The sequence below is a fragment of the Plasticicumulans lactativorans genome, from assembly GCF_004341245.1.
In the GTDB taxonomy this organism is placed as follows: Bacteria; Pseudomonadota; Gammaproteobacteria; order Competibacterales; family Competibacteraceae; genus Plasticicumulans_A; species Plasticicumulans_A lactativorans.
In genome coordinates, this window is sequence record NZ_SLWY01000009.1 from 82,657 (window position 1) to 107,733 (window position 25,077).

Genomic DNA, 25,077 nt, shown 5'->3' on the forward strand with positions numbered 1-25,077 from the left:
CGACCCGCGGGGCGCCCGCCGAGCCCCCCGGGGCTATGCTTTGTGACGGAAGGTGACGACGCGGGAGGGGGCGATGGGTGGTGAAACCTCGCACGACGGGCTGGGGGCCGGCGATGCCCTGATCATCGTCGACGTGCAGAACGACTTCCTGCCCGGGGGCGCGCTCGCCGTCCCGCACGGCGACGAGGTCGTGGCCCCGCTCAACGCCTGGGCGCGGCGCTTCCACGCGCGCGGCCTGCCGGTGTATGCCACCCGCGACTGGCACCCGCCGGACCACTGCTCGTTCGCCGCCGCCGGCGGCCCGTGGCCGCCGCACTGCATCGCCGGCAGCGCGGGCGCCGACCTCGCCGCCGGCCTCGCCCTGCCGCCGGGCACCGAGGTGATTCCCAAGGCCACCACCGCCGAGCGCGACGCCTACTCGGGCTTCGCCGGCACCGACCTCGCCGGGCGCCTGCGCGGGCGCGGGGTCGGGCGCGTGTTCGTCGGCGGGCTCGCGACCGACTACTGCGTGCTCAACACCGTGCTGGACGCCCGCGCGGCGGGCTTCGCCTGCGTGCTGCTGCTCGACGCCGTGCGCGCGGTCGAGCTCAGCCCCGGCGACGGCGCGGCGGCGATCGCGCGCATGCAGGCGGCGGGTGCGGTCACGGCGTGGCTGGACGACGGGCCGCGATGAGCGACGCGCCGCTGCTGCTGACCGACCTGTACCAGCTGACGATGCTGCAGGCGTATTACGACCGCGGCATGACGGCGCCGGCGGTGTTCGAGTTCTTCGTGCGCAAGCTGCCGCAGCCGCGCAACTTCCTGCTGGCCGCGGGGCTCGAGCAGGTGCTCGACTTCCTCGGGCGGGCCCGTTTCACCGACGCCGAACTCGACTGGCTGGCCGCGAGTGGCCGCCTGCACCCGCGCTGCATCGAGGCGCTGGCGGGCTGGCGCTTCACCGGCGACGTCGACGCGATGGCCGAGGGCACGCCGTTCTTCCCCGACGAGCCCATCCTGCGCATCACCGCGCCGCTGCCCGAGGCCCAGCTGGTGGAGACACGGGTGATCAACCTGCTGCAGTTCCAGAGCATGGTCGCTGCCAAGGCCGCGCGCTGTGCGCTCGCGGCGCAGGGGCGCCTGCTGGTCGACTTCGGGCTGCGCCGCGCCCACGGCGCCGAAGCCGGGCTGCTGTCGGCGCGCGCGAGCTACCTGGCCGGCTTCGGCGGCAGCGCCACGGTGCTCGCGGGCATGCGCTGGGGCATCCCGCTCTACGGCACCATGGCCCACTCCTACGTGCAGGCACACGACAGCGAGCTCGACGCCTTCGAGCACTTCGCGCGCTCCCATCCCGGTGGTACGACGCTGCTGATCGATACCTACGACACCGAGGCCGCGGCCCGTCACCTCCTCGGCCTGGTGCAGCGCCTGGCCACGGAGGGGATCCCGGTCGGCGCGGTGCGTCTGGACAGCGGCGACCTCGGGGAGCACGCGCGCCGGGTGCGCGCCATCCTCGACGGCGGCGGCCTGACGCAGGTGCGGATCTTCGCCAGCGGCAATCTCGACGAGTACGAGATCGCCCGGCTGATGGCCGAGGGCGCGCCGATCGACGGCTTCGGCGTCGGCACGCGCATGAACACCTCGGCCGACAAGCCCTACCTCGACTGCGCCTACAAGCTGCAGGAATACGCCGGCCGGCCGCGGCGCAAGCGCTCCGAGGGCAAGGCCACCTGGCCCGGGCGCAAGCAGGTGTTCCGCCGCTACGGTGCCGACGGCGTGATGCTCGGCGATACGCTGACCGTGCTCGGCGACGAGCCGCTCGGCGAACCCCTGCTGCAGCCGGTGATGCGCGGCGGCAGGCGGCTGGCGCCGTCGCCCGCGCTCGCCGAGGTGCGCGCGCACGCGCTGCGGGCGATCGCGCGGCTGCCGCCCGCGTTGCGCGGGCTGGAGCCGGCCGCGGCCTACCCGGTGACGGTCACCGACGCGCTGCACGACCTCTGCCGCGTCGCCGACAGCGCCGCCGGCTGACGGCGGCCGCGCATCGCCCCGGCGGCTCGCCGCCGCCACGTCGTCGAAATCCCCCCACCCGCACGGTGCCCGCCATGAATGCCGATCCCTACGATCTCGAGCGCTTCGTTGCCGCGCAGGCCCCGGTCTACGCGCGGGTGACCGAGGAACTGCGCCGCGGCGCCAAGGCCAGCCACTGGATGTGGTTCGTGTTCCCGCAGCGCCAGGGGCTCGGCTACAGCGCGATGGCGCAACGCTACGGCATCGGCTCGCTGGCCGAGGCCCGCGCCTACTGGCAGCACCCGGTGCTCGGGCCGCGCCTGAAGGCGTGCGTCGAACTCGTGCTCGCCGTCGAGGGGCGGAGCGCGCGGCAGATCTTCGGCTCGCCCGACGACCTCAAGCTCCGCTCGTCGCTGACGCTGTTCGAACAGGTCGCGCCGCAGGAGCCGCTGTTCGGCCAGGCGCTCGACCGCTACTTCGATGGCGAGCGCGACGCGCGCACCCTGGCGCTGCCGTGACCGGCTGCCGCCGGCGCAAAAAAAATGGCCGGGATGGAAGTCCCGGCCAAACCACCAGAGGAGAGGAGAAACATCCGAAGATGTTGCGGTGCACAATAGCGCGCATGACGCACTGCAGCAAGCTAGGGTTTATAGCGCGGGCGATGAGAAAAATTCAGGCGACGGTCAGCGACCGGCGCATACCGCCGGTCGGCGGGTGCGGGCGGACACCCGGCCGCGGCTGGGCGGACACGGGCGCATCCGCCGCGGGGCGACAGCCGCGGGAAAGGTGCAGGCGAGGGAAGGCGCAGGCCGACGCGGCCGTGTTCCCCCGGTCGCGCGAAGGGCGATGCCGGGAGGCCGTCAGGGGTCAGGCGGGAGAAGCGGGGGAGGGGAAGATGGTGGGCCGTGTAGGACTCGAACCTACAACCAATTGATTAAGAGTCAACTGCTCTACCAATTGAGCTAACGGCCCAGCGCGGGCGCGGATTAGACACCAGTCGTGCCGCCCTGTAAACCCGGGGCGTGCACGGCGCGGATGTTGCACGGTACGTCGATGGGTCCGATGCCTTGGCTCGCATGAGGTGGCGCTTCAGTGTTTTGCAAGGTTGCGAAGCGCTTGCCGGCAAGGTGTTTGGCGCCCACCACGGGCGGGTCGGGCCTGATTGACGGCGACGGCACGGGTTGGGTGGCGGGTATTCGTTCAAACATTGTGAACGATGGTTTCGCACCAATTCGGCTCATCGCGCACCATAATCAAGCGCCGACTACACGTAGCGGCGGTACGGAGGAGTGTGGAGCCATGTTGACCGAACAGGAATGTATCGACCTTTGTGAGTTGAGCGAGGAGGAGATCCGCGCGATCGCCGAGCATGAACACGTGCCGGAGGTGGTGGCGGCCGAACTCGGACAGTGCCTGGTGCAGACCCATGCGGGCCAGTGGCTGATCAAGCGCTACATCATGGAGGACATCGAGCAGGCCCAGGCCGCAGGCCGTACCGAGAAGGCGCAGCAACTCGAAGGGGTGCTCGAACGCTTCGATGCCACCCATCCCACCTACAACCTGCGCCCCGCCAAGGCCGTGCGCCCGAAGCGCCTGCCCCAGGCGATGCGCCGTTATTGAGGCGGTCCGGAGCCGGTGGCGGTGATCCGCGCGACCTGCCTGCAAGGGGCCACGACCGGGGCGGGTGGTGCGCGCCGCCGGCCGGCGTGGCGCGGGTTCAGCGTGCGGCCCGCAGCGACACGCGGGTTTCTCCCGGTATTTCGATGACACCGTCGAGCCGCCAGTCGGCGGCTCCGGCCTGGACCGACCAGTGCCCCGCCGCCAGGGCCGGCAGGTTCACGGTATAGACCCCCGGCGCGCTGCGGCGTGCATCCACTTCCCTGTCCAGCCCGGCGCGGGTCGCGTGCAGCAGTTGCAGCCGCACGGTGTCGGGCAGCGCCGCGCCGCTCGCGGCCTTCAGCACCAGTTCCGCCGTGCCGCCGCCACCGGCCAGGCGCAGCTCGCCTTCGAGTCCCAGCGCCTGCGCGGCGAGGCTGCGCTCGTAGCGGCGGTTGATCGCGAGCCCCTCCTTGTAATAGTCGTCGACGACCAGGCCGTCGGGTGCGCGCAGCGCCAGGTACGCGGTGACGAGGCTGGCGACGACCGCGGTGGCCGGCAGGGCGATCAGCACCCAGGGCCAGAACTGGCGATACCAGCGCGGTTCGATGGCGGGGGAACGTAGATCGGGCAGCGACGACATGGGGTTTCTCCGGGGGTTAGCGCCGCGCCGGACCGAGGAAGCGGCCGGTGGTGGCGGTGCGCAGATCGGGGGTGTCGAGCGCGCGCAACTCGAAGCGGATGTCGCTCGAGGCGGCGGGCAGGTCCTGCGGATCGGCGCTCACCCGCACCGGCAGCGTCAGCACCTCGCCGGCGGCGACCGCGATGGCGTCGGCCGCGGCGTCCAGGCGCATGCCCGGGGCGCCGTGCACGGCGAGCGCGAAGCGGTGCGGGTGCTCGTCCATGTTCAGGATCTTCAGCGTGTAGACGTTCTCGGCCAGGCCGTCGTCGGTCATGCGGTAGAGCGCGTTGCGGTCGCGGATCACGTCGAGCTGCAGCGGCGTGCGCACCGAGATCGCGTAGACCAGGCCACCCGTCAGCGCGAGCAGCAGCGCGGCGTACACCAGCATGCGCGGGCGGATCACGTGCGGCTGGTGGTGCAGCAGGGCGTTCTCGGTGGTGTAGCGCACCAGTCCACGCGGCGAACCGATCTTGTCCATGACCTCGTCGCAGGCGTCGACGCAGGCGGCGCAGCCGATGCACTGGTATTGCAGCCCGTTGCGGATGTCGATGCCGGTGGGGCAGACCTGCACGCACAGCGTGCAGTCGATGCAGTCGCCGAGGCCGCGCGTGCGCGGGTCGACGCCGCGCTTGCGCGAGCCGCGCGGCTCGCCGCGCTCGGCGTCGTAGGAGATCACCAGCGTGTTCTTGTCGAACATCGCGCTCTGGAAGCGCGCGTACGGGCACATGTACAGGCACACCTGCTCGCGCATGAAGCCGGCGTTGCCCCAGGTGGCGAAGCTGTAGAAGACGATCCAGAACAGCTCCCACGGGCCGAGCGCGAACCCCGCCAGGCGCACGCCGAGCTCGCGGATCGGGGTGAAGAAGCCGACGAAGGTGAACCCCGTCCACGCCGCGAACAGCAGCCAGAGCGCGTGCTTGCCCGCTTTCAGGCGCAGCTTGCGGGCGTCCCAGGGGGCCTTGTCGAGCTTCATCCGCGCGCCGCGGTCGCCTTCCACCCAGCGCTCGATCCACATGAAGGTCTCGGTCCACACCGTCTGCGGGCAGGCGTAGCCGCACCACAGCCGCCCGGCGAGCGCGGTGAAGAAGAACAGGCTGAAGGCGGCGATGATCAGCAGCAGCGCGAGGAAGAAGAAGTCCTGCGGCCAGAACGCCAGGCCGAGGATGTAGAACTTGCGCGCCGGCAGGTCGAACAGCACCGCCTGGCGGCCGCCCCAGTCGAGCCACGGCGTCAGGTAGTAGAGCCCGAGCAGCGCGAGCACCGCGAACACGCGCAGGCGGGCGAAGCGGCCGTGGGCTTCGCGCGGGTAGATCTTCGCCGGCTTGACGTAGAACGTGCCGGCGGGCTCGGAAGCGTTGGGGGCGGTCATCGCGGGGATGCTCCGGGGTTCGGCAGGTTCGCAGTGTGCGCGGCGCGGGCGCGCCCGGCATTGCGGACGGTCAATCGCGGGGGATGTTGCCCGGCGGCGGGCGCGCTTCAGTCGAGGTCGAGATCGCGCGGCTCGACGATCACCGGCACGTGCACCGGGCGCTGGAAGTAGAGCGTCAGCATCGACGAGGCGAGGTTCATGGTCCACAGCACGAAGAAGCCGACGGTGTAGGCGGCGGTGCGCTCGAGGTGTTCGATGCCCATGCACGCGGCGATCGCCTGCGGATCGAACACCGTGAAGAGGACGACGGTGGCGGCGCTCGCGAGCAGGAACGACGGCCAGAGGACGGAAACGGCGTGCTGGACCTTGCTGATGGTCATGTGGCGTGAGCCCCGGATGGCGGTGGGCAGGGCGGCGAAAACCGTGCCCCGACCCGGGCCGCGCGGGCCCGGACCGGACGCGCGCGAGCGGCGCGGGCGGCGCCGCTCGCGGCGGGTGCTACGGCTTGCCCTGCGACAGACTGTAGACGTAGGCGGCGAGCAGGCGGACCTTCTCGGCACCGAGGAACTCCCGGTGCGCGGGCATCTGGCCCTGGCGCCCCTCGGCGATGGTCTTGATGACGGTCTTCAGCGAGCCGCCGTAGAGCCAGACGTTGTCGGTCAGGTTGGGCGCGCCGAGCAGCGGATTGCCCTTGCCCTCGGCACCGTGGCAGGCCGCGCAGGTCTGGGCGAACACCGCCTTGCCGGCTTCGGCCTTGGCGGCATCGACGCCGTCCCTGCGCCCGGCGAGGGTCAGCACGTAGTGCGCGACCTCCTCGACCTTCTGGTCGCCGAGCGCCTTCCACGCCGGCATCATGCCGGCGCGACCGCCGAGGATGCTCGCCTCGATCTGCGCCGGCTCGCCGCCCCACAGCCAGTCGTTGTCGGCGAGGTTGGGGAAGCCGGGCGCGCCGTGGGCATCCGAGCCGTGGCAGCTCGAACAGTAGGTGGCGAACAGGCGCTGGCCCATCTTCACCGCCTGCGGGTCGCGGGCCGCGGCGGGAATCTCCATCGCCGCGTACTTCGCATACAGCGGGCCGTACTTGGCGTTGGCCTCGGCGACCTCCTCGTTCCACTGGCCCTGCTGGCTCCAGCCGAGCAGCCCGCCGAGGCTGCCGAGGCCGGGGTAGAGCACCACGTACAGGCCGGTGAAGACGATGGTCAGGTAGAACATCCACAGCCACCAGCGCGGCATGGGATTGTTGAGTTCCTTGAGGTCGCCGTCCCAGACGTGGCCGGTGGCTTCGCCCTGGGCGACCTCGCCGGCCTTGGGCTTGCTGGTCCAGCGGATCAGCCACCACATGGCGAGCGTGTTGCCGACCACGATCAGGATGATGAACAGGCTGATGGTCAGACTCATGGTGAATTCTCCTCAGCGCCGCGGGGCCGCCGACGACGCGCGCGCACGTTCCTCGTCGGCGAAGGGCAGGGCGGCGGCTTCGTCGAAGCGCCGGCGGCTGCGCGCGCTCCACGCCCACAGCACGATGCCGACGAAGCTCACGAACATGAGCACGGTGAACACGCTGCGTATCGTCGTCAGGAGGTCCACGGCGCTTACCTCTTGTTGCTGATCACGGTGCCGAGGTTCTGCAGGTACGCGACCAGCGCGTCCAGCTCGCTCCTGCCGGCGACGGCGGCCTTGGCGCCGGCGATGTCGGCGTCGCTGTAGGGCACGCCGAGGGTGCGCAGCGCCGCGAGCTTGCGCCCGGTCAGGTCGCCGTCGAGGAGGTTGCGGGCGAGCCAGGGGAAGCCCGGCATGTTCGACTCGGGCACGACGTCGCGCGGGTTGATCAGGTGCACGCGCTGCCAGTCGTCGGAGTAGCGGCCGCCGACGCGGGCGAGGTCCGGGCCGGTGCGCTTGGAGCCCCACTGGAACGGGTGGTCGTAGACGAACTCCCCGGCCACCGAGTAGTGGCCGTAGCGCTCGGTTTCGGCGCGGAACGGCCGCACCATCTGCGAGTGGCAGGTGTAGCAGCCTTCGCGGACGTAGATGTCACGGCCTTCGAGCTGCAGCGCGGTGAGTGGCTTGAGGCCGGCGACGGGCTCGGTCGTGTCCTTGATGAAGAACAGCGGCACGATCTCCGCGAGGCCGCCGAAGGCGACGACGACGATGATCAGGATGGCCATCAGGCCGATGTTGCGTTCGACCTTCTCGTGGCCGGTCGGGACGTGGGTGTCTTGAGCCATGATCGGGTCTCCTCAGGCGGCCTGCGGCGCGGTGGCGGCTACCGGCTTCTCGGCGCCGGAGAGCGTCTTCCAGACATTCCAGGCCATCACCACCATGCCCAGCAGGAACACCAGGCCGCCGAGGAAGCGCACCTCGTAGTACGGGTACATGCGCGCCAGCACCTCGACGAAGCTGTAGGTCAGCGTGCCGTCCTCGTTCACCGCCCGCCACATCAGGCCCTGCATGACGCCGGCGATCCACATCGAGGCGATGTACAGCACGATGCCGATGGTCGAGGTCCAGAAGTGCACCTCGATCAGCCGGGTGCTCCAGATCTGGCGGTTGAACAGCGCCGGGATCAGCGCGTAGACGCAGCCGATCGACACCAGCGCCACCCAGCCGAGCGCGCCGGAGTGGACGTGGCCGATGGTCCAGTCGGTGTAGTGGGAGAGGGCGTTGACCGTCTTGATCGACATCATCGGCCCTTCGAAGGTCGACATGCCGTAGAACGACAGCGAGACGATCATGAAGCGCAGGATCGGGTCGGTGCGCAGCTTATGCCAGGCACCCGAGAGCGTCATGATGCCGTTGATCATCCCGCCCCAGCTCGGCGCGAGCAGCATCAGCGAGAACAGCATGCCGAGCGACTGCGTCCAGTCGGGCAGCGCGGTGTAATGCAGGTGGTGCGGACCGGCCCACATGTACAGCGAGATCAGCGCCCAGAAGTGCACCACCGACAGCCGGTACGAATACACCGGGCGGCCGGCCTGCTTGGGCACGAAGTAGTACATCATCCCGAGGAAGCCGGCAGTCAGGAAGAAGCCCACCGCGTTGTGGCCGTACCACCACTGCACCATGGCGTCGATCGCGCCCGGGTAGACCGAGTACGACTTGGTCAGGCTCACCGGCAGCGCGGCACTGTTGACGATGTGCAGGATCGCCACGGTCAGGATGAAGGCGCCGTAGAACCAGTTCGCCACGTAGATGTGCGGCGTGCGGCGCTTGACGAGGGTGCCGAAGAACAGGATGGCGTAGGCCACCCAGACCACCGCGATCAGGATGTCGATCGGCCATTCGAGCTCGGCGTACTCCTTGCTCGTGGTGATGCCGAAGGGCAGCGTCAGCGCCGCCAGCACGATCACGAGCTGCCAGCCCCAGAACACGAAGGCGGCGAGGCCGTCGGAGATCAGGCGCGTCTGGCAGGTGCGCTGCACCACGTACAGCGAGGTCGCGAACAGCGCGCAGCCGCCGAAGGCGAAGATCACCGCGTTGGTGTGCAGCGGACGCAGGCGGCTGTAGGTGAGGAAGGGGACATCGAAGTTCAGCGCCGGCCAGACCAGTTGCGCGGCGATCAGCACACCGACGGCCATGCCGACGATGCCCCATACCACCGTCATGATCGTGAACTGGCGCACCACTGTGTAGTTGTACGTCGCTGCTGCATCCATAGCGCTACCTCGAATCGCGGGAAGCCAAAACGGGGGGGATGCACGCGCGCGGGCATGGCCGCGCGCGCCCGGAGGTCGGATGCGGGACGAAGGCGATGCGCATGTGTCCCCCTTCTCGGTCGGTTTGAAGGAACCGGCCGAACTATGGGGGGCAGGGGTGAAGCGCAGAAATGACGGGGGTCAACTTCCCCGTTGGTAGTACGACCGTTCAGCCGCTCGCGGAGGAACGCCGCGCGGCAAGGCTCGTCACCCGCGCGGCTGGCAGGAGCTGCTGCCGGTGGCGAGCGCGCGCAGGTCTTCGAGCCGCTCGATGCGGATGTGCTTGTTGTTGGCGGTCACCAGGCCGAGCTGCTGGAAGCGCGTGAACAGCCGGCTGACGGTTTCGACGGCGAGCCCCAGGTAGTTGCCGATGTCGTTGCGCGACATGCTCAGGTGGAACTCGCGCGCCGAGAAGCCGCGTTGCTGCAGGCGGTTGGACAGGCTGATCAGCAGCGCGGCGAGCCGCTCCTCGGCCGACTTCTTGCCGAGCAGCGTGAGCAGTTCGTCATCGGAGTGGATCTCGCGGCTCATGATGCGGATCAGCTGGCGGCCGAGGGAGGGGATCACCGCCGAGAGCTCCTCGAGGTGATCGAAGGGGATCTCGCACAGGCTGGTGGTTTCGAGCACCTTGGCGCTCGACGGGTGGGTGCCGGTGTGGATGGCGTCGAGGCCGATCAGTTCGCCCGGCAGATGAAAGCCGGTGACCTGCTCGCCGCCGCCCTCGGTGGTGGTGTAGGTCTTCACCGAGCCGGCGCGGATCGCATAGACCGCCCGGAACTCGTCACCGAGGCGGAACACGTGGTCGCCACGCGACGACGGGCGACGACGCTTGACGATGCGGTCGAGGCGATCGACGTCGTCCAGTCCGATGCCGACCGGCAGGCAGAGCTCGTGCAGGCTGCAGTTGCCGCAGGCCAGCCTGAGCTTGGCGAGGCTGATCGGCGTAGGCGAACAATCGGTCATGGCGGATTCCGGACGACGCGGCGCAGGCCATTGCAGCAGAATCATTGACCCCACGCAATGAAAGTGACGTGCACGGCAACTGCCGTCAGCGTGCGCGGGCGGTTTAATCCGGGGGGGGCGCACGCTATTCTACCCTTTCCGCAGTCGCTCGCCCCGAGACGCCCTCCATGCCTTCCCGTAACGCCGAGGTTCAACGCGATACCCTCGAAACGCAGATCCGCATCGCCGTCGACCTCGACGGGGCCGGGACCGGCCGCTTCGACACCGGCGTGCCCTTCCTCGACCACATGCTCGACCAGGTCGCCCGCCACGGCATGATCGACATCACCGCCGACGCGCGCGCCGACCTGCACATCGACGACCACCACGCGGTCGAGGACATCGGCATCACCTTCGGCCAGGCGGTGCGCCAGGCGCTCGGCAACAAGCAGGGCATCCGCCGCTACGGGCACGCCTACGTGCCGCTCGACGAAGCCCTGTCGCGCGTCGTCGTCGACTTCTCCGGACGTCCCGGGCTCGAATACCACGTCGAGTACCCGCGGGCGCGGATCGGACGGTTCGACGTCGACCTGCTGCGCGAGTTCTTCCAGGGCTTCGTCAACCACGCGCAGGTCACGCTGCACATCGACAACCTGCGCGGGCGCAACGCCCACCACATCGCCGAGACCATCTTCAAGGCCTTCGGCCGGGCGCTGCGCATGGCGATGGAGCCCGACCCGCGCATGCAGGGCATCACGCCCTCCACCAAGGGCTCCCTCTGACGGGGCCGGCGGGAGCACGCTGATGTCGCGAATCGCTGTCATCGACTACGGCATGGGCAACCTGCACTCCGTGGTCAAGGCGCTGGAGCACGTCGCGCCCGCCGCGCAGGTGACGCTCGCGCGCGATGCGCAGGCGCTGCGGGCCGCCGATCGCGTGGTGTTCCCCGGGCAGGGCGCGATCGGCCACTGCATGCACGAACTCGCCCGCCTCGACCTCGTCGAGCCCCTGCGCGCGGCGGCACGCAGCAAGCCGTTCCTCGGCATGTGCCTGGGGCCGCAGGCGCTGATGGACTTCAGCGAGGAGAACGGCGGCGTCGCCGCGCTCGGCGTGTTCGCCGGGCGCGTCGTGCGCTTCGACGAACACCTGACCGACGCCGCGAGCGGCGCCCGCCTGAAGATTCCGCACATGGGCTGGAACCAGGTGTGGCAGACGCGCCCCCATGCGCTCTGGGACGGCATCGCCTCGGGCAGCCGTTTCTATTTCGTCCACAGTTACTATCTGCAGCCAGCCGATGCCGCGGTCGTGGTCGGCGAAACTTCCTACGGCATCGACTTCGCCACGGCCATCGCGCGCGACAACCTCTTCGCGGTGCAGTTCCACCCGGAGAAGAGCGCCCGCGCCGGGCTGCGTCTGCTCGCCAATTTCGTTGCCTGGAATCCCGCCTAGGCACGTCACCCGCGATTCGCATCGCCAAGAGGGGCTTTCGAGGACATCGTATGCTGCTGATTCCGGCCATCGATCTGAAGGACGGCAAGTGCGTCCGGCTGCGCCAGGGACGGATGGAGGACTCCACCGTGTTTTCCGACGACCCCGTGGCGATGGCCGAGCGTTGGGTCGAGGCCGGTGCGCGTCGCCTGCATCTGGTCGATCTCAACGGCGCCTTCGCCGGCAAGCCGCAGAACGCCGACGTGGTCCGCCGCATCGCCGCGGCCTGCCCGGGGGTGCCGATCCAGGTCGGCGGCGGCATCCGCACCGAGGAGACCATCGAGACCTACCTCGATGCCGGCGTGCAGTTCGTCATCATCGGCACCAAGGCCGTGCAGGAGCCGCATTTCGTCAGCGACATCTGCCTGAACTTCCCGGGGCACGTGATCGTCGGGCTCGATGCGCGCGACGGCCGGGTCGCAATCGACGGCTGGAGCAAGCTGTCCAGGCACGACGTCGTCGACCTCGCGCAGCGCTTCGAGCGCGACGGCGTGGAGGCGATCGTGTACACCGACATCGGCCGCGACGGCATGCTGCAGGGCGTCAACGTCGACGCCACCGTGAAGCTCGCGCGGGCGGTGTCGATCCCGGTGATCGCCTCGGGCGGCGTCACCGACATGAACGACGTGCGGGCGCTGTGTGCGGCGCGGGGCGAGGGCATCTCCGGGGTGATCCTCGGGCGCGCGCTGTACGAGGGCACGCTCGATCTCGGCGAAGCCCAGCGCTACGTCGACGACCTGGCCTGAGCGCCGCCGCGGAGCCACCATGGGACTCGCCAAACGCATCATCCCCTGCCTCGACGTCGACGCCGGCCGCGTGGTCAAGGGCGTCAACTTCGTCGACATCCGCGATGCCGGCGATCCGGTCGAGATCGCGCGCCGCTACGACGACGAGGGCGCCGACGAGCTGACCTTCCTCGACATCACCGCCAGTTCCGACGCGCGCGAAACGCTCGTGCACGTGGTCGAGCAGGTCGCCGGCGAAGTGTTCATCCCGCTCACCGTCGGCGGCGGCATCCGCAGCGTCGCCGACGTGCGCCGCATGCTCAACGCCGGTGCCGACAAGGTCTCGATCAACACCGCCGCGGTGCAGCGCCCCGAGCTGGTACGCGAGGCCGCCGAGCATTTCGGCAACCAGTGCATCGTCGTCGCGGTCGACGCCAAGCGCGTGAGCGCCGCCGGCGAGCCGGCGCGCTGGGAGGTGTTCACGCACGGCGGGCGTCGCACGACCGGGCTCGACGCCATCGCCTGGGCGCGGCTCATGGCGGAGTACGGCGCCGGCGAGATCCTGCTGACCAGCATGGACCGCGACGGCACGCGGATCGGCTTCGACCTCGAGCTGACCCGCGCGGTGAGCGATGCCGTCAGCGTGCCGGTGATCGCCTCGGGCGGCGTGGGCACGCTCGATCACCTCGCCGACGGCGTGCTGCTCGGCGGCGCCGACGCGGTGCTCGCCGCGAGCATCTTCCACTTCGGCGAGTTCACCATCGAGCAGGCCAAGCGCCACCTGCAGGCGCGCGGCGTCGAGGTGCGCCTGTGAGCCTCGCCGGCGGCATCGGCGCGGCGGCGCTCGACGCCATCCGCTGGAACGCGGACGGGCTCGTGCCGGTGATCGCCCAGGAGAGCGGCAGCGGTGAGGTGCTGATGTTCGCGTGGATGAACCGCGAGGCGCTGCGCCTCACCGTCGAGCGCGGCGAGGCAGTGTACTGGTCGCGCTCGCGCGGCCGGCTGTGGCACAAGGGCGAGCGCTCGGGCCACGTGCAGAAGGTGCTCGACATCCGCCTCGACTGCGACGCCGACGTGCTGCTGATCGAGATCGAACAAATCGGCGGCGTCGCCTGTCACACCGGGCGCCATCGCTGCTTCTTCAACCGCCTGCAGGACGGGGGCTGGGCGGTGGTCGAACCGGTCCTGAAGGACCCCGACGCGATCTACGGCGCATGAGCGTACTGCGCGAAGACGACATCCTCGCCCAGCTCGCCGCGGTGCTGGAGGCGCGCAAGGCGGCCACCGCCGACGCCTCCTACGTCGCCAAGCTGTACGCCAAGGGGCTGGACGCGATCCTCAAGAAGGTCGGCGAGGAAGCCACCGAAACCGTGCTCGCCGCGAAGGACGGCGACCCCGAGCACCTGGTCTACGAGGTCGCCGACCTCTGGTTCCACACGCTGGTACTGCTCGCGCACCAGGGACTGGGGCCGGAGGCGGTCCTCACCGAACTGCAGCGCCGCTTCGGGCTCTCCGGGCTGGCCGAAAAGGCCGCCCGCGGCGGCGAGCGCTGATCCGTCGGCGCGGGGGTGTTCCCCGCTGCGCCGACGCTCCAACCTTCCATACAGGGTGATGCTCATGGGCTTCGGAAGTATCTGGCACTGGCTGATCGTTCTGCTGATCGTGCTGCTCGTCTTCGGCGCCAAGCGCCTGCGCAACGTCGGCTCCGACCTGGGCGCCGCGGTGAAGGGCTTCCGCGACGCGATGAAGGAAGGAGAAGGCACCACAGAGGAGACCGGCGGCGAACGCAAGCTCGCCCAGTCGGAGCAGGGACGCGTGATCGAGGGCGAGGCCAGTCGCGACAGCGAAAAGCCGCGCACCTGACACCTGGCGGCTGCCGCAGATGTTCGAGATCGGTTTCTGGGAGCTGGTGCTGATCGCCCTGGTCGCGCTGATCGTGATCGGGCCGGAGCGCCTGCCCGAGGTGGCGCGCACCGCGGGGCGCTGGATCGCGCGCGCGCGCAGCATCGTGTCGAACGTGCGCGCCGAGGTCGAGCGCGAATTCAAGGTCGACGAACTCAAGCGCTCGCTGATCCACGAGGAGACCGCCGACCAGTTCAGGCGCCTGCACGACCAGATCCGCGGTCTCGAAACCGAACTGCGCAACGTCGCGCAGCCGCCCGCCGCGGCCGAAACCCCGCCCGTCGCCGAGCCCGACGCGCGCATGCCGGCACCCGCGCCGGCCGAGGCGCCGCCCGTGGTGCCACCTGCGGCGCCGGTGACGCCGGCGCCCGTTGCGGCGGCGGCACCGGCGGAGTCGTCGAAACAGACCTGAGCACGCCGTGAACGACGTCGAACAACCCTTGCTGAGCCACCTGATCGAGCTGCGCGATCGCCTGCTGCGGGCCTGCGCCGGCGTGTTCGTGGTGCTGCTGTGCCTGCTGCCGTTCGCCAACCAGATCTACAGCCGCTTCGCCCAGCCGCTGCTCGTGCACATGCCGGCTTCGACCAGCATGATCGCGATCGACGTCATCTCGCCGTTCCTGACGCCGCTCAAGCTCTGCCTGGTGCTGGCGATCTTCATCGCGATGCCGTGGGTGCTCTACCAAGCGTGGGCGTTCGTGGCGCCCGGCCTGTACCAGCGCGAGAAGGCCCTGGCGCTGCCGCTGCTCGCCGCGAGCTCGGCGTTGTTCTACCTCGGCATGGCGTTCGCCTACTACGTGATCCTGCCGGTGTTCTTTGCCTTCCTCACGCAGACCGCGCCGCAGGGCGTGGCGGTGATGACCGACATCAACCACTACCTCGACTTCGTGCTGACGATCTTCTTCGCCTTCGGTGTCTGCTTCGAGGTGCCGGTGGCGACCGTGCTGATGGTGCTGATCGGTGTCACCACCCCCGATGCGCTGGCGCGCAAGCGACCTTACGTCATCGTCGGCGCCTTCGTCGTCGGTGCGGTGCTGACCCCCCCCGACGTCATCTCGCAGACCCTGCTCGCGGTGCCGATGTGGCTGCTGTTCGAGCTCGGCATCGTCTGTGCGCGCCTGCTGGCGCGGCGCGCGCAGGCGCGCGAACCCGAGAGCGAAACGCACTGAGGACGACGCGGGCGCTGCGTCCATAAACGCAAACGGCGGGATGCCCTCCCGCCGTTTTCCGTTTTCGGCCTTCGCCCGGACGAAGACCGCCCCTTCCCCGCGTACGTTCCGCCCCTGCGTCAGGCGACCCGGCGCTCGAGGGCTGCGGCGCCCTGCCCGCGGCCGGCCGGCGGTGTTCCGCCGGCGGGTGCGCAGTCGGTGTCTCCGGCCGACGCGTCGTCCTCCATGCGCTGCGGTCCGACGGCGCCGGCGACGAAGGCCTTGCCTTCGAAGTAGCGCAGCAGCGGGCACTTCTGGCCGACGGCGCAATGGTGTTCCTTGGCGCATTCGACCTGCGTGCAGTCCAGCAGCACGTATTCGTTGCAGACCGGACAGCGTTCAAACGGGGAGTCGAAGGTGATCATGGCCGCTCTCCTCAATGCTCGGTGATCAAAGGGTTTGCCGTTCCTCTGACGGCCTCTGTGTAACTTTGTGCCACGATTCGGGAAGGTTTTCATTGACCGGCGTCATGTCCGGCCGGGCCCGCGCGCGTTCAGCGCTGGCCGGCGGCGTGCAGGTCGGCGGGGGTGAAGCGCAGCGTCGTGCCCAGCGGCGCGAGCGGCCGCAGCAGTTCGGCGTCCTCGAAGGCGGTGATGGTCACGCGGTAGTCGGCGTCGGCGCTGAGGCGGGCCTGCGGGCAGGCGAAGCTCTGCCGGCTCTGCGGCGCCAGTTCACGCACCTGCAGGCAGTCGTGCTCGCCGCCCGGGGTCTGGAAGCGTACCGACAGCCACAGCGTGCGCGTCGCCGCGCTCGCCAGGGTCAGGCCGATCTCGGCGCGACCGCTGCGGGCGGCGAGCAGGCCGGCGTGCTCGATCTGCACCGGGCTCGCGGCCGCGGCCGGCGTCGGCGTGCCCCAGCCCCAGGGCAGCCACGAGCAGCCGCCCAGGCTCAGGGCCAGCGCGAGGCCGGCGGCCCGCGGTGGGCGTCGCGCGCCGCGCGGGCGCTGGAAGGGGTGCTGCATCGCGGCCTCCTCGGTGGGCGAGCGCGCACTATAGCGCGCGGCACCCGGCGTGCTGCCGGGTGCCGGCCGCCGACGGCCTTACAGCTTCGGGCGACGGTCGATGACGCGCTTGGCCTTGCCGACCGAGCGCTCCAGCGTGCCGACGTCGACGATGTGGATGCGCGTCGAGATGCCGATGTACGACTTGATGTGCCCGGCCAGCACCTTCTTGAGCTGCTCGGCCTCGCGGTCGGTGAGGTGCGCGACCAGTTCCTGGCGCGGCTCGACCAGCACGTCGAGGCGGTCGAGGTTGCCGTCGCGGCTGACCTCCAGCTGGTAGTGCGGCGACAGCTGCGGCACCTTGAGGATCTGCTCCTCGATCTGCGTCGGGAACACGTTCACGCCGCGGATGATCAGCATGTCGTCGGAGCGGCCGGTGATCTTGTCCATGCGCCGCATCGGCCGCGCGGTGCCCGGCAGCAGGCGGGTGAGGTCGCGCGTGCGGTAGCGGATCACCGGCAGCGCCTCCTTGCTGAGCGAGGTGAACACCAGCTCGCCGTACTCGCCGTCGGGCAGCACCTCGCCGGTCTCGGGGTTGATGATCTCCGGCAGGAAGTGGTCCTCCCAGATGTGCGGGCCGTCCTTGTACTCGATGCACTCGCTGGCCACGCCCGGCCCCATCACCTCCGACAGCCCGTAGATGTCGACCGCGTCGATGCCGAAGCGGGTCTCGATGGTCTCGCGCATCGCCCCGGTCCACGGCTCGGCGCCGAAGATGCCCAGGCGCAGCGAGGTTTCGCGCGGATCGATGTCCTGGCGCTCGAACTCGTCGGCGATGGTCAGCATGTACGACGGCGTGACCATGATGATGTCGGGCTTGAAGTCCTGGATCAGCTGCACCTGCTTCTCGGTCTGCCCGCCGGACATCGGGATCACCGTGCAGCCGAGGCGCTCGGCGCCGTAGTGCGCGCCGAGGCCGCCGGTGAACAGGCCGTAGCCGTAGGCGATGTGCACCTTGTCGCGGCGCGAGCCACCGGCGGCGCGGATCGAGCGCGCGACCAGGTCGGCCCAGTGATTGATGTCGTTCTGCGTGTAGCCGACCACCGTGGGCTTGCCGGTGGTGCCGCTCGACGCGTGCACGCGCACCACCTGCTCCATCGGCACCGCGAACATGCCGAAGGGGTAGGTTTCGCGCAGGTCGGACTTGGTGGTGAACGGGAACCGGCTCAGGTCGGCGAGCGACTTCAGGTCGTCCGGGTGCACCCCGGCGGCCTGGCACTTGGCGCGGTAGTGCGGCACGTTGTCGTAGGTGTGGCGCACCGACCACTTCAGGCGTTCGAGCTGCGTGGCGCGCAGCTCGTCGATGCTCGCGCGCTCCAGCGGGTCGAGTTCTTCGCGGCGGGGGGCGGTGTTGTACTTGCTCATCGGGCTCTCTCCTCCAGGGTCAGGCGGGGTGCCCGCGGCCGCGGTGGCGGCCGGGGCGTATCGGTCGGGGGCGTCTCGGCGCCCGCTGGGTTTGCGTGCGGCAGCCCGCCGCGCGCCTCGGGTGCTCAGACGCGCTCGATCACCAGCGCGATGCCCTGGCCGACGCCGATGCACATCGTGCACAGCGCATAGCGGCCGCCGCGGCGGTGCAGCTCGTACATCGCCGTGGTCACCAGGCGCGCGCCGCTCATGCCGAGCGGGTGGCCCATCGCGATGGCGCCGCCGTTCGGGTTGACGTGCGCGGCGTCGTCCGCCAGGCCGAGGTCGCGGGTGACGGCGAGCGCCTGCGCGGCGAAGGCCTCGTTGAGCTCGATCACGTCCATCTGCGCGAGCGTCAGGCCGGTCAGCGCCAGCACCTTGCGCGTCGCCGGCGCCGGGCCGAAGCCCATGATCCGCGGCGCCAGGCCGGCGGTGGCCATGCCCACCACGCGCGCGCGCGGGGTCAGGCCGTGGCGTGCGGCGGCGGCCTCGCTCGCCAGCAGCAGCGCGCAGGCGCCGTCGTTGACGCCCGAGGCGTTGCCGGCGGTGACGGTCTTGTCGGGGCCGTTGACGCCCTTGAGCTTGGCCAGCATCTCCGGCGTGGTGTCGGGGCGCGGGTGCTCGTCGGTGGTGAAGCGCCGCGGCGCGCCCTTCTTCTGCGCGATCTCGACCGTCACCAGCTCGTCGGCGAAGCGCCCGGCGGTGTGGGCCGCGGCCCAGCGCTGCTGGCTGCGCAGCGCGAAGGCGTCCTGGTCGGCGCGGGCGATGCCGAACTGTTCGGCGACGTTGTCGGCGGTCTGCGGCATCGAGTCGACGCCGTACTGTGCTTTCATCAGCGGGTTGACGAAGCGCCAGCCGATCGTGGTGTCGAAGACCTCGGCCTTGCGCGAGAAGGCGCTGTCGGCCTTGCCCATCACGAAGGGCGCGCGGCTCATGCTCTCGACGCCGCCGGCGAGCATCAGCTCGGCCTCGCCGGCCTTGATCGTGCGCGCGGCCAGGCCGACGGCATCCATGCCCGAACCGCACAGGCGGTTGACGGTGGTGCCGGGCACCTCGACCGGCAGCCCGGCGAGCAGCGCGCTCATGCGCGCGACGTTGCGGTTGTCGTCGCCGGCCTGGTTGGCGCAGCCGTAGATGACGTCGGCCACCGCGGCCCAGTCGACGCGGGGGTTGCGCGCCATCAGCGCGCGCAGCGGCACGGCGCCGAGGTCGTCGGCGCGCACCGTGGCGAGCGCGCCGGCGTAGCGGCCGATCGGGGTGCGCACGGCGTCACAGAGATAGGCGTGGGTCATGATTCGATTTCCTGGCCGGGCAGCACTTCGCCCTTGATGCGGTAGGAGTTGCCGCGGAACAGCGCGATCAGCGTGCCGTCCTGGTTGCTGACGGCGACGTCGTAGACACCGGTGCGCCCGGCGAGCACGCGCTCCTCGGCGGCCGCCGTCAGCGTGTCGCCGAGCCGCCCGGGGGCGGCGAAGTCGATCGTGCAGCCCGAGGCCACGGTGGCCTGGTTGCGGCCGTTGCAGGCGTAGGCGAAGGCGGTGTCGGCGAGCGTGAAGATCATCCCGCCGTGGCAGATGTCGTGGCCGTTCACCATGTCCTTGCGCACCGGCATGGTCATCCGCGCGTAGCCGGGGCGGACCTCGGCGAGGCGGATCTCGTGCGCCTGCGCGCACCAGTCGCGTGCGTGCATGGCTTCGGCGCAGGCCTCGGCGAGGCGCTGGGCGTCGCTGACGGGGCGTGGATCAGTCATGGAACCTCCGCTTGGCATAGACGTGGCGCCGCAGCAGCGGCGAGGCGCGGTAGCGGTCCTCGCCGTAGCTCGCGGCCAAGTTGTCGAGCACGGTGAGCACCTCGGGCAGGCCGATCGCGTCGGCCCAGGCGAGCGGTCCGCGCGGATAGTTCACGCCGCCCTGCATCGCCACATCGACCGCCGCCGCCGAGCACACGCCCTGGTTGACGGCGTCGGCGCCCTCGTTGGCGAGCATCGCGACGGTGCGCATCACCGCCAGGCCGGGCACGTCGGTGAGGCGCGAGGTGGCGATGCCGGCGGCGCGCAGCAGCCCGGCGGCGAGCAGGATCGCCCCCGGCGCGGCCTGCTCGGCGGCGGCGAGCGCAAGCCGCGGCGTGCTGGCGAAGTCGAGCGCGAGGTCGAACAGCACCAGCTCGCCGAGGTCATCGGCCCAGGCGCGCTCGGTGGCGCTGCGCCCGTCGGTGAGGGCGAGGGTGACGCCGTCGGCGACGATGAGCCCGCTGCCCTCGCCATGGGTGACGACGACGCCGCCGGCGCGCAGGCGCTCGATGAGCGGCTCGGCGACGCCGAGCGGCCCGGCGATGTGCACCGCCTGCGGCGCCGGCCCGGGGGCGAGCGTGGCCGGCGTGTGCGCCGGGGCGCCCTCGGCGTAGTCGTAGAAGCCGCGCCCGCTCTTGCGCCCGAGGTAGCCGGCGGCGACCAGCTCCTGCTGGATCAGGCTCGGGGTGAAGCGCGGGTCGTTGAAGTAGGCCGCGAACACCGAGCTCGTCACCGCGAAGTTGACGTCGTGGCCGATCAGGTCCATCAGCTCGAACGGCCCCATGCGGAAGCCCCCGGCCTCGCGCAGCAGCGCGTCGAGCGTGGCGACGTCGGCCGCGCCCTCGCCGAGCAGGCGCAGGCCCTCGGCGTAGTAGGGGCGCGCCACGCGGTTGACGATGAAGCCCGGCGTCGACTTCGCGTGCACCGGCGCCTTGCCCCAGGCCTCGCAGGTGGCGTGGACGCGCGCCGCCACCTCGGCCGAGGTGGCGAGCCCCGACACCACCTCGACCAGCTTCATCAGCGGCGCCGGATTGAAGAAGTGCATGCCCGCGAGCCGCCCCGGCCGCCCGAGCTTGGCGGCGATCGCCGTCACCGAGATCGACGAGGTGTTGGTGGCGAGGATGGCGTCGGCGGCGACGAGGGCTTCGAGCCGCGCGAACAGCTCGCGCTTGACGTCGAGGTTCTCGACGATCGCCTCGATCACCAGCCCGGCCGGCGCGAGTTCCTCGAGCGTGGCGGCCGCGCGCAGGCGCCCGCGGATGTCGGCGAGCGCGTCGGCGCCGAGGCGGCCCTTGTCGACCAGCTTGCCGAGCGTGCGCAGGATGCCCTGCACCCCGCGCTCGGCGGCACCGGCGGCAGCGTCGTAGAGCAGCACCGGGTGCCCGGCCTGCGCGGCGACCTGCGCGATGCCCGCGCCCATGGTGCCGGCGCCGATCACGGCGACGGTGGCGGAAGTCGGCAGCGCCCCCATCTCAGCGCCCCTTGAACTGCGGCGCGCGCTTCTGCATGAACGCCGCCACGCCTTCGCGGTAGTCCTCGGTGCGCCCGGCGATGCGCTGGAAGTCGCGTTCCAGGTCGAGCTGCTGGTCGAGCGTGTGGGTGGCCGAGGAGACCAGCGCGCGCTTGATCAGCGCGAGTCCGGCGGTCGGCTGGGTGGCGAGGTGCGCGGCGGCGGCCTGCGCCGTCGGCAGCAGCTCGGCGTCGTCCACGCACTTCCAGATCATCCCCCAGGCCTCGGCCTGCTCGGCGCCGATCTTGTCGCCGAGCATGGTGAGCGCGGTCGCGCGGGCCGTACCCACCAGCCGCGGCAGGAACCAGGTGCCGCCCGAATCGGGTACCAGGCCGAGCTTGCAGAAGGCCTGGATGAAGCTCGCCGAGCGCGCGGCGAAGACGATGTCGCAGGCCAGCGCGAGGTTGGCGCCGGCGCCGGCGGCGACGCCGTTGACCGCGCAGATCACCGGCAGCTCGAGCGTGCGCAGCGTGCGGATCAGCGGGTTGTAGCCGCGCTCGATCGACAGCCCGAGGTCCGGCATCGCGGCATCGGCGGCGACGTTGCGGTCCGACAGGTCCTGGCCGGCGCAGAAGCCGCGCCCGGCGCCGGTGATCAGCAGCGCGCGCGCGCCGCCGCGGACCACCTGCTTCAGGGCGTCGCGGATCTCCTCGTGCATCTGCGCGTTGAAGCTGTTGAGGCGATCGGGACGGTTCAGGGTCAGCGTCGCGACGGCGTCTTCGAGCGTGAACAGGATGGTTTCGTAGCTCATCGGCTCAGCGTCCTTTGAATTCGGGTTGACGTTTCTCGACGAAGGCGGCGATGCCCTCGCGGCGGTCCTCGGTGGCGGCGAGCAGGGCGAAGGCCTTGCGCTCGGCGTCCAGCGCGCTTTCGAGGCTGAGCTCGAAAGCCTTCAGCACGCACTCCTTGGCGAGGCGTACGGCGATCGGGGGTTTGGCGGCGATGCCGCGGGCGATCGCCAGCGCCCGCTCCTGGGTGAGTTCGGGCACCGTGACCTCGGCGACGAGGCCGGCGGCGAGCGCGGTGCGGGCGTCGATGGACTCGCCGGTGAGCACGAGCTTCATCGCCAGCGGCTTGCCCACCGCGCGCACCAGGCGCTGCGTGCCGCCGGCGCCGGGGATGATGCCGAGGTTGATCTCGGGCTGGCCGAAGCGTGCGTTGTCACCGGCGACGATGATGTCGGCCAGCATCGCCAGCTCGCAGCCGCCGCCGAGGGCGAAGCCGTTGACCGCGGCGACGATCGGCTTGGGGAAGCGGCGGATCGCCGCCCAGTAGCCGGGGCGGCAGTCATTGAGCACACCGACCACGTCGAGCGCGGCCATCTCCTTGATGTCGGCGCCGGCGGCGAACACCTTCGGGCCGCCGCCGAGCACCACGCAGCGCACGTCGTCGTCGCCGGCGGCCGCGTCGAGCGTCGCGGCCAGCTCGGCCAGCAGCGCGTTGCGCAGCGCGTTGAGCGCGTCGGGGCGGTTCAGGGTGATCGCCAGCACGCCCGGGCTCGGGCGATCGACGACGATGTCGCTGGGGCTGGTCATGCAGCGTCCTCCTCAGGTGCCTGTCTGCTCTCGTTTTGATACATGAGCAGGCTTTGTAGTGAATCTGTTTGTTATCCATCCGTGGCGTGCCGGCGGTGCCTGCCCGGCGGTTCCGGCGCTGGCGATCGTGGTGCCGTAGCGGCCTGTCATGCCGCGCTGTCTGGCGCGTGATCACCGCTTTTACGCCCTTGGCGGTAGTCGACGAGCGCCGGCGCCTACCTCTGCTTCATCCCTGTTGCCTCGTAAAGAGATACACTGTTGTCGTGTAAGTCTTCACTTTGAGTATCACAAAGTTTGCGGTATCTTGTTGCGCCAAGTCAATCGTGGTGATTGACAGGCCGGTGTCACCCCGCGTCGTCGCCGTCGACGCAGAGGGGCGAGCGCGCGACTACCTTGGAAACGAGCGTAGTCCCGTGCAGGAGGGATGGCGTTGCGCCGTTCCGGCATCGGATGAGCAGCGGCCCCGGTGCGCCCGCGTGCGGCCCACAAGGGGTATCGACGACGACACGCGGCCAGCGGCCGCCGGGGCCGTGGCCCCAGACCAGCAGAGCACCAGCCCAAGGGGAGCAACACCGATGAGTCACCCATTGTTCGAACGCCACCGTGCCACCCTCGACGCCGCCCTCGTCGCCATCCGCGAGCGTGGCTACTGGAGCGCCTACCCGGAGATGCCGTCGCCGCGCGCCTACGGCGAGACCGCCGCGGCCGACGGCCAGGCGGCGTTCGAGGCGCACCTGAACACCGCCTTCGAGCTCGACCAGCCCGGCACCGTCGGCCGCGTCGGCCGCGAGCGTTCGCCGTTCGGCTTCGACCTCGGCATCACCTACCCGCGGGCCGACGTCGACGTGCTGCTGCCGGCGATGCAGGCGGCGATGCCGGCGTGGCGGCGCCTCGGCGCCGAGGGCCGTGCCGGCGTGTGCCTGGAGATCCTCGCGCGCCTCAACCGCAAGAGCTTCGAGATCGCCCACGCGGTGCAGCACACCACCGGGCAGGCGTTCATGATGGCGTTCCAGGCCGGCGCCCCCCACGCGCAGGAGCGCGGGCTCGAAGCCGTGGCCTACGCCTACCGGGCGATGACCGAACAGGTGCCGTCGGCGCTGTGGGAGAAGCCGCAGGGCAAGCAGGACCCGCTGCGCATGGAGAAGACCTACACGGTGATGCCGCGCGGCGTCGGGCTGGTGATCGGCTGCTGCACCTTCCCGACCTGGAACGGCTACCCGGGGCTGTTCGCCAGCCTGGTCACCGGCAACGCCGTGCTGCTCAAGCCGCACGCCGGCGCGGTGCTGCCGATGGCGATCACCGCGCGCGTCTGCCGCGAGGTGCTGGCCGAGCAGGGGCTCGACCCCAACCTGGTCGCGCTCGCCGTCAACGAGCCCGGCAGCCCGCTGGCGAGCACGCTGGCGCTGCGCCCCGAGGTGCGCATCATCGACTTCACCGGCTCGACCGCGAACGGTGACTGGCTGGAGCGCAACGCCACGCAGGCGGTCGTCTACACCGAGAAGGCCGGCGTCAACTCGGTGGTGATCGATTCCACCAACGACTTCAAGGGCCTGGTGCGCAACCTCGCGTTCTCGCTGGCGCTGTACTCGGGGCAGATGTGCACCGCGCCGCAGAACCTCTACATCCCGCGTGACGGCATCGACACCGAGGACGGCCACAAGCGCTTCGACGAGGTCGCGCAGGCGCTCGCCGCCGGCGTCGACAAGCTGCTCGGCGACACCGCGCGCGCGGTCGAGGTGCTCGGCGCGATCCAGAACGAGGGCGTGGTGCGGCGGCTCGAATCGGCCGCCGAGCTCGGCCGCGTGGTGCTGGCCTCGCGGGCCATCGAGCACCCGCAGTTCCCCGCCGCGACGGTGCGCACCCCGGTGCTGCTCGCGCTCGACGCCGCGCGCGACGAGGCGGTGTTCACCCACGAGCACTTCGGTCCGATCGCCTTCTGCATCGCCACCGACGGCACCGCGCAGTCGATCGAGCTCTGCAAGCGCGTGATCCAGCAGCACGGCGCGATCACCGCGGCGGTGTACGCGGCCGACGCTGCCGTCATCGAGGCGATGCGCGAGGCGATGCTCGACGCCGGCGTGGCGCTGTCGGAAAACCTCACCGGCGGCGTGTTCGTCAACCAGTCGGCGGCGTACTCGGACTTCCACGCCACCGGTGCCAACCCGGCCGCGAACGCCGCGCTGACCGACAGCGCCTTCGTCGCCAACCGCTTCCGCGTGGTGCAGTCGCGCCGCCACGTCTGAGGCCCGGCC

At 70.6% G+C, this 25,077-nt stretch carries 30 protein-coding genes and 1 tRNA gene; 14 read left to right on the forward strand and 17 right to left on the reverse strand.

Translation table 11 applies throughout. From position 1 onward, the window contains the following. The first annotated feature begins 73 nt into the window (after positions 1-73). The 3 genes from EV699_RS09135 to EV699_RS09145 all read left to right on the forward strand — a co-directional run bounded on the left by EV699_RS09135 (position 74) and on the right by EV699_RS09145 (position 2,501). Entirely contained in the window at positions 74-673 is a 600-nt protein-coding gene (locus tag EV699_RS09135; RefSeq protein WP_132541878.1) for an isochorismatase family protein, read from the forward strand. Further along, positions 670-2,004 carry a nicotinate phosphoribosyltransferase gene (locus tag EV699_RS09140; RefSeq protein WP_132541880.1) on the forward strand — a complete coding sequence of 445 codons (1,335 nt, stop codon included), beginning with the start codon at positions 670-672 and terminating at the stop codon, positions 2,002-2,004. The genes EV699_RS09135 and EV699_RS09140 overlap by 4 nt, the downstream gene beginning before the upstream one ends. 74 nt (positions 2,005-2,078) lie before the next feature. After that, a complete protein-coding gene (locus EV699_RS09145; protein WP_132541882.1) occupies positions 2,079-2,501 on the forward strand; it encodes a DUF1810 domain-containing protein in 423 nt (140 codons plus the stop codon). A gap of 378 nt (positions 2,502-2,879) precedes the next feature. Here EV699_RS09145 and EV699_RS09150 read toward each other — a convergent pair. Further along, positions 2,880-2,955 (reverse strand) — tRNA-Lys (locus tag EV699_RS09150). A gap of 327 nt (positions 2,956-3,282) precedes the next feature. On the opposite strand from EV699_RS09150, the gene EV699_RS09155 reads away from it, so the two are divergent. After that, positions 3,283-3,603, forward strand: coding sequence for a hypothetical protein (locus EV699_RS09155; RefSeq protein WP_207923003.1), 321 nt, complete (start codon positions 3,283-3,285; stop codon positions 3,601-3,603). A 97-nt stretch (positions 3,604-3,700) separates the two neighbouring features. Here EV699_RS09155 and EV699_RS09160 read toward each other — a convergent pair whose 3' ends face one another. The 8 genes from EV699_RS09160 to fnr form a co-directional block, all read right to left on the reverse strand. Beyond that, a complete protein-coding gene (locus EV699_RS09160) occupies positions 3,701-4,222 on the reverse strand; it encodes a FixH family protein (RefSeq protein ID WP_132541884.1) in 522 nt (173 codons plus the stop codon). Between the two features lie 16 nt (positions 4,223-4,238). Continuing rightward, on the reverse strand, positions 4,239-5,630 hold the full coding sequence (gene ccoG, locus EV699_RS09165) for a cytochrome c oxidase accessory protein CcoG (protein ID WP_132541886.1): 1,392 nt from the start codon (positions 5,628-5,630) through the stop codon (positions 4,239-4,241). Between the two features lie 107 nt (positions 5,631-5,737). After that, positions 5,738-6,010, reverse strand: coding sequence for a hypothetical protein (locus tag EV699_RS09170; protein WP_132541888.1), 273 nt, complete (start codon positions 6,008-6,010; stop codon positions 5,738-5,740). Positions 6,011-6,128: 118 nt separating this feature from the next. Then, entirely contained in the window at positions 6,129-7,028 is a 900-nt protein-coding gene (ccoP, locus tag EV699_RS09175; protein WP_132541890.1) for a cytochrome-c oxidase, cbb3-type subunit III, read from the reverse strand. A 12-nt stretch (positions 7,029-7,040) separates the two neighbouring features. Beyond that, positions 7,041-7,217, reverse strand: a complete 177-nt coding sequence (locus EV699_RS09180; RefSeq protein WP_132541892.1) for a cbb3-type cytochrome oxidase subunit 3 — start codon at positions 7,215-7,217, stop codon at positions 7,041-7,043. 5 nt (positions 7,218-7,222) lie between these two features. Beyond that, positions 7,223-7,855 carry a cytochrome-c oxidase, cbb3-type subunit II gene (gene ccoO, locus EV699_RS09185; protein ID WP_132541894.1) on the reverse strand — a complete coding sequence of 211 codons (633 nt, stop codon included), beginning with the start codon at positions 7,853-7,855 and terminating at the stop codon, positions 7,223-7,225. 12 nt (positions 7,856-7,867) lie between these two features. Further along, positions 7,868-9,283 carry a cytochrome-c oxidase, cbb3-type subunit I gene (gene ccoN, locus EV699_RS09190; RefSeq protein ID WP_132541896.1) on the reverse strand — a complete coding sequence of 472 codons (1,416 nt, stop codon included), beginning with the start codon at positions 9,281-9,283 and terminating at the stop codon, positions 7,868-7,870. A 246-nt stretch (positions 9,284-9,529) separates the two neighbouring features. After that, positions 9,530-10,285, reverse strand: coding sequence for a fumarate/nitrate reduction transcriptional regulator Fnr (gene fnr / locus EV699_RS09195; protein ID WP_132541898.1), 756 nt, complete (start codon positions 10,283-10,285; stop codon positions 9,530-9,532). 167 nt (positions 10,286-10,452) lie between these two features. Between fnr and hisB the strand changes: the two genes are divergently transcribed. From hisB to tatC, 9 genes are all read left to right on the forward strand, one after another. Beyond that, positions 10,453-11,046: an imidazoleglycerol-phosphate dehydratase HisB gene (gene hisB, locus EV699_RS09200; RefSeq protein WP_132541900.1), complete on the forward strand. Its 594-nt coding sequence runs from the start codon at positions 10,453-10,455 to the stop codon at positions 11,044-11,046. A 22-nt stretch (positions 11,047-11,068) separates the two neighbouring features. Continuing rightward, on the forward strand, positions 11,069-11,713 hold the full coding sequence (gene hisH, locus EV699_RS09205; protein ID WP_132541902.1) for an imidazole glycerol phosphate synthase subunit HisH: 645 nt from the start codon (positions 11,069-11,071) through the stop codon (positions 11,711-11,713). A gap of 50 nt (positions 11,714-11,763) precedes the next feature. Further along, positions 11,764-12,498, forward strand: coding sequence for a 1-(5-phosphoribosyl)-5-[(5-phosphoribosylamino)methylideneamino]imidazole-4-carboxamide isomerase (hisA, locus tag EV699_RS09210; protein ID WP_132541904.1), 735 nt, complete (start codon positions 11,764-11,766; stop codon positions 12,496-12,498). Positions 12,499-12,517: 19 nt separating this feature from the next. Then, entirely contained in the window at positions 12,518-13,291 is a 774-nt protein-coding gene (gene hisF, locus EV699_RS09215) for an imidazole glycerol phosphate synthase subunit HisF (RefSeq protein ID WP_132541906.1), read from the forward strand. A gap of 14 nt (positions 13,292-13,305) precedes the next feature. Further along, positions 13,306-13,695 (forward strand): phosphoribosyl-AMP cyclohydrolase, encoded by a 390-nt coding sequence (gene hisI / locus EV699_RS09220; protein ID WP_132542091.1) that lies wholly within the window; start codon positions 13,306-13,308, stop codon positions 13,693-13,695. After that, positions 13,692-14,030, forward strand: a complete 339-nt coding sequence (locus EV699_RS09225; RefSeq protein ID WP_132541908.1) for a phosphoribosyl-ATP diphosphatase — start codon at positions 13,692-13,694, stop codon at positions 14,028-14,030. Before hisI ends, EV699_RS09225 begins: the two co-directional genes overlap by 4 nt. 64 nt (positions 14,031-14,094) lie before the next feature. After that, positions 14,095-14,340: a Sec-independent protein translocase subunit TatA gene (gene tatA, locus EV699_RS09230; RefSeq protein ID WP_132541910.1), complete on the forward strand. Its 246-nt coding sequence runs from the start codon at positions 14,095-14,097 to the stop codon at positions 14,338-14,340. Positions 14,341-14,359: 19 nt separating this feature from the next. Further along, a complete protein-coding gene (tatB, locus tag EV699_RS09235) occupies positions 14,360-14,791 on the forward strand; it encodes a Sec-independent protein translocase protein TatB (RefSeq protein ID WP_132541912.1) in 432 nt (143 codons plus the stop codon). Positions 14,792-14,798: 7 nt separating this feature from the next. Then, positions 14,799-15,548: a twin-arginine translocase subunit TatC gene (gene tatC / locus EV699_RS09240; protein WP_132541914.1), complete on the forward strand. Its 750-nt coding sequence runs from the start codon at positions 14,799-14,801 to the stop codon at positions 15,546-15,548. A 119-nt stretch (positions 15,549-15,667) separates the two neighbouring features. Here the strand turns inward: tatC and EV699_RS20095 are convergent, their stop codons facing one another. From EV699_RS20095 to paaF, 8 genes are all read right to left on the reverse strand, one after another. Then, positions 15,668-15,952 carry a hypothetical protein gene (locus EV699_RS20095; protein WP_207923004.1) on the reverse strand — a complete coding sequence of 95 codons (285 nt, stop codon included), beginning with the start codon at positions 15,950-15,952 and terminating at the stop codon, positions 15,668-15,670. Between the two features lie 128 nt (positions 15,953-16,080). After that, the gene (locus EV699_RS09250) at positions 16,081-16,548 is read right to left on the reverse strand and encodes a hypothetical protein (RefSeq protein ID WP_132541916.1); all 468 of its coding nucleotides are present in this window, start codon (positions 16,546-16,548) and stop codon (positions 16,081-16,083) included. 78 nt (positions 16,549-16,626) lie between these two features. After that, positions 16,627-17,952: a phenylacetate--CoA ligase PaaK gene (paaK, locus tag EV699_RS09255; RefSeq protein ID WP_132541918.1), complete on the reverse strand. Its 1,326-nt coding sequence runs from the start codon at positions 17,950-17,952 to the stop codon at positions 16,627-16,629. Between the two features lie 125 nt (positions 17,953-18,077). Beyond that, positions 18,078-19,283, reverse strand: a complete 1,206-nt coding sequence (gene pcaF, locus EV699_RS09260; RefSeq protein ID WP_132541920.1) for a 3-oxoadipyl-CoA thiolase — start codon at positions 19,281-19,283, stop codon at positions 18,078-18,080. Next, positions 19,280-19,741, reverse strand: a complete 462-nt coding sequence (gene paaI / locus EV699_RS09265; protein WP_132541922.1) for a hydroxyphenylacetyl-CoA thioesterase PaaI — start codon at positions 19,739-19,741, stop codon at positions 19,280-19,282. The genes pcaF and paaI overlap by 4 nt, the downstream gene beginning before the upstream one ends. Continuing rightward, on the reverse strand, positions 19,734-21,251 hold the full coding sequence (gene paaH / locus EV699_RS09270; RefSeq protein ID WP_132541924.1) for a 3-hydroxyacyl-CoA dehydrogenase PaaH: 1,518 nt from the start codon (positions 21,249-21,251) through the stop codon (positions 19,734-19,736). Before paaH ends, paaI begins: the two co-directional genes overlap by 8 nt. 1 nt (position 21,252) lies before the next feature. After that, the gene (gene paaG, locus EV699_RS09275; RefSeq protein WP_132541926.1) at positions 21,253-22,041 is read right to left on the reverse strand and encodes a 2-(1,2-epoxy-1,2-dihydrophenyl)acetyl-CoA isomerase PaaG; all 789 of its coding nucleotides are present in this window, start codon (positions 22,039-22,041) and stop codon (positions 21,253-21,255) included. 4 nt (positions 22,042-22,045) lie between these two features. After that, entirely contained in the window at positions 22,046-22,825 is a 780-nt protein-coding gene (gene paaF / locus EV699_RS09280) for a 2,3-dehydroadipyl-CoA hydratase PaaF (protein WP_132541928.1), read from the reverse strand. Between the two features lie 575 nt (positions 22,826-23,400). Here paaF and paaN point away from each other — a divergent pair. Further along, on the forward strand, positions 23,401-25,068 hold the full coding sequence (gene paaN / locus EV699_RS09285; RefSeq protein WP_132541930.1) for a phenylacetic acid degradation protein PaaN: 1,668 nt from the start codon (positions 23,401-23,403) through the stop codon (positions 25,066-25,068). The last annotated feature ends 9 nt before the right edge of the window (positions 25,069-25,077 follow it).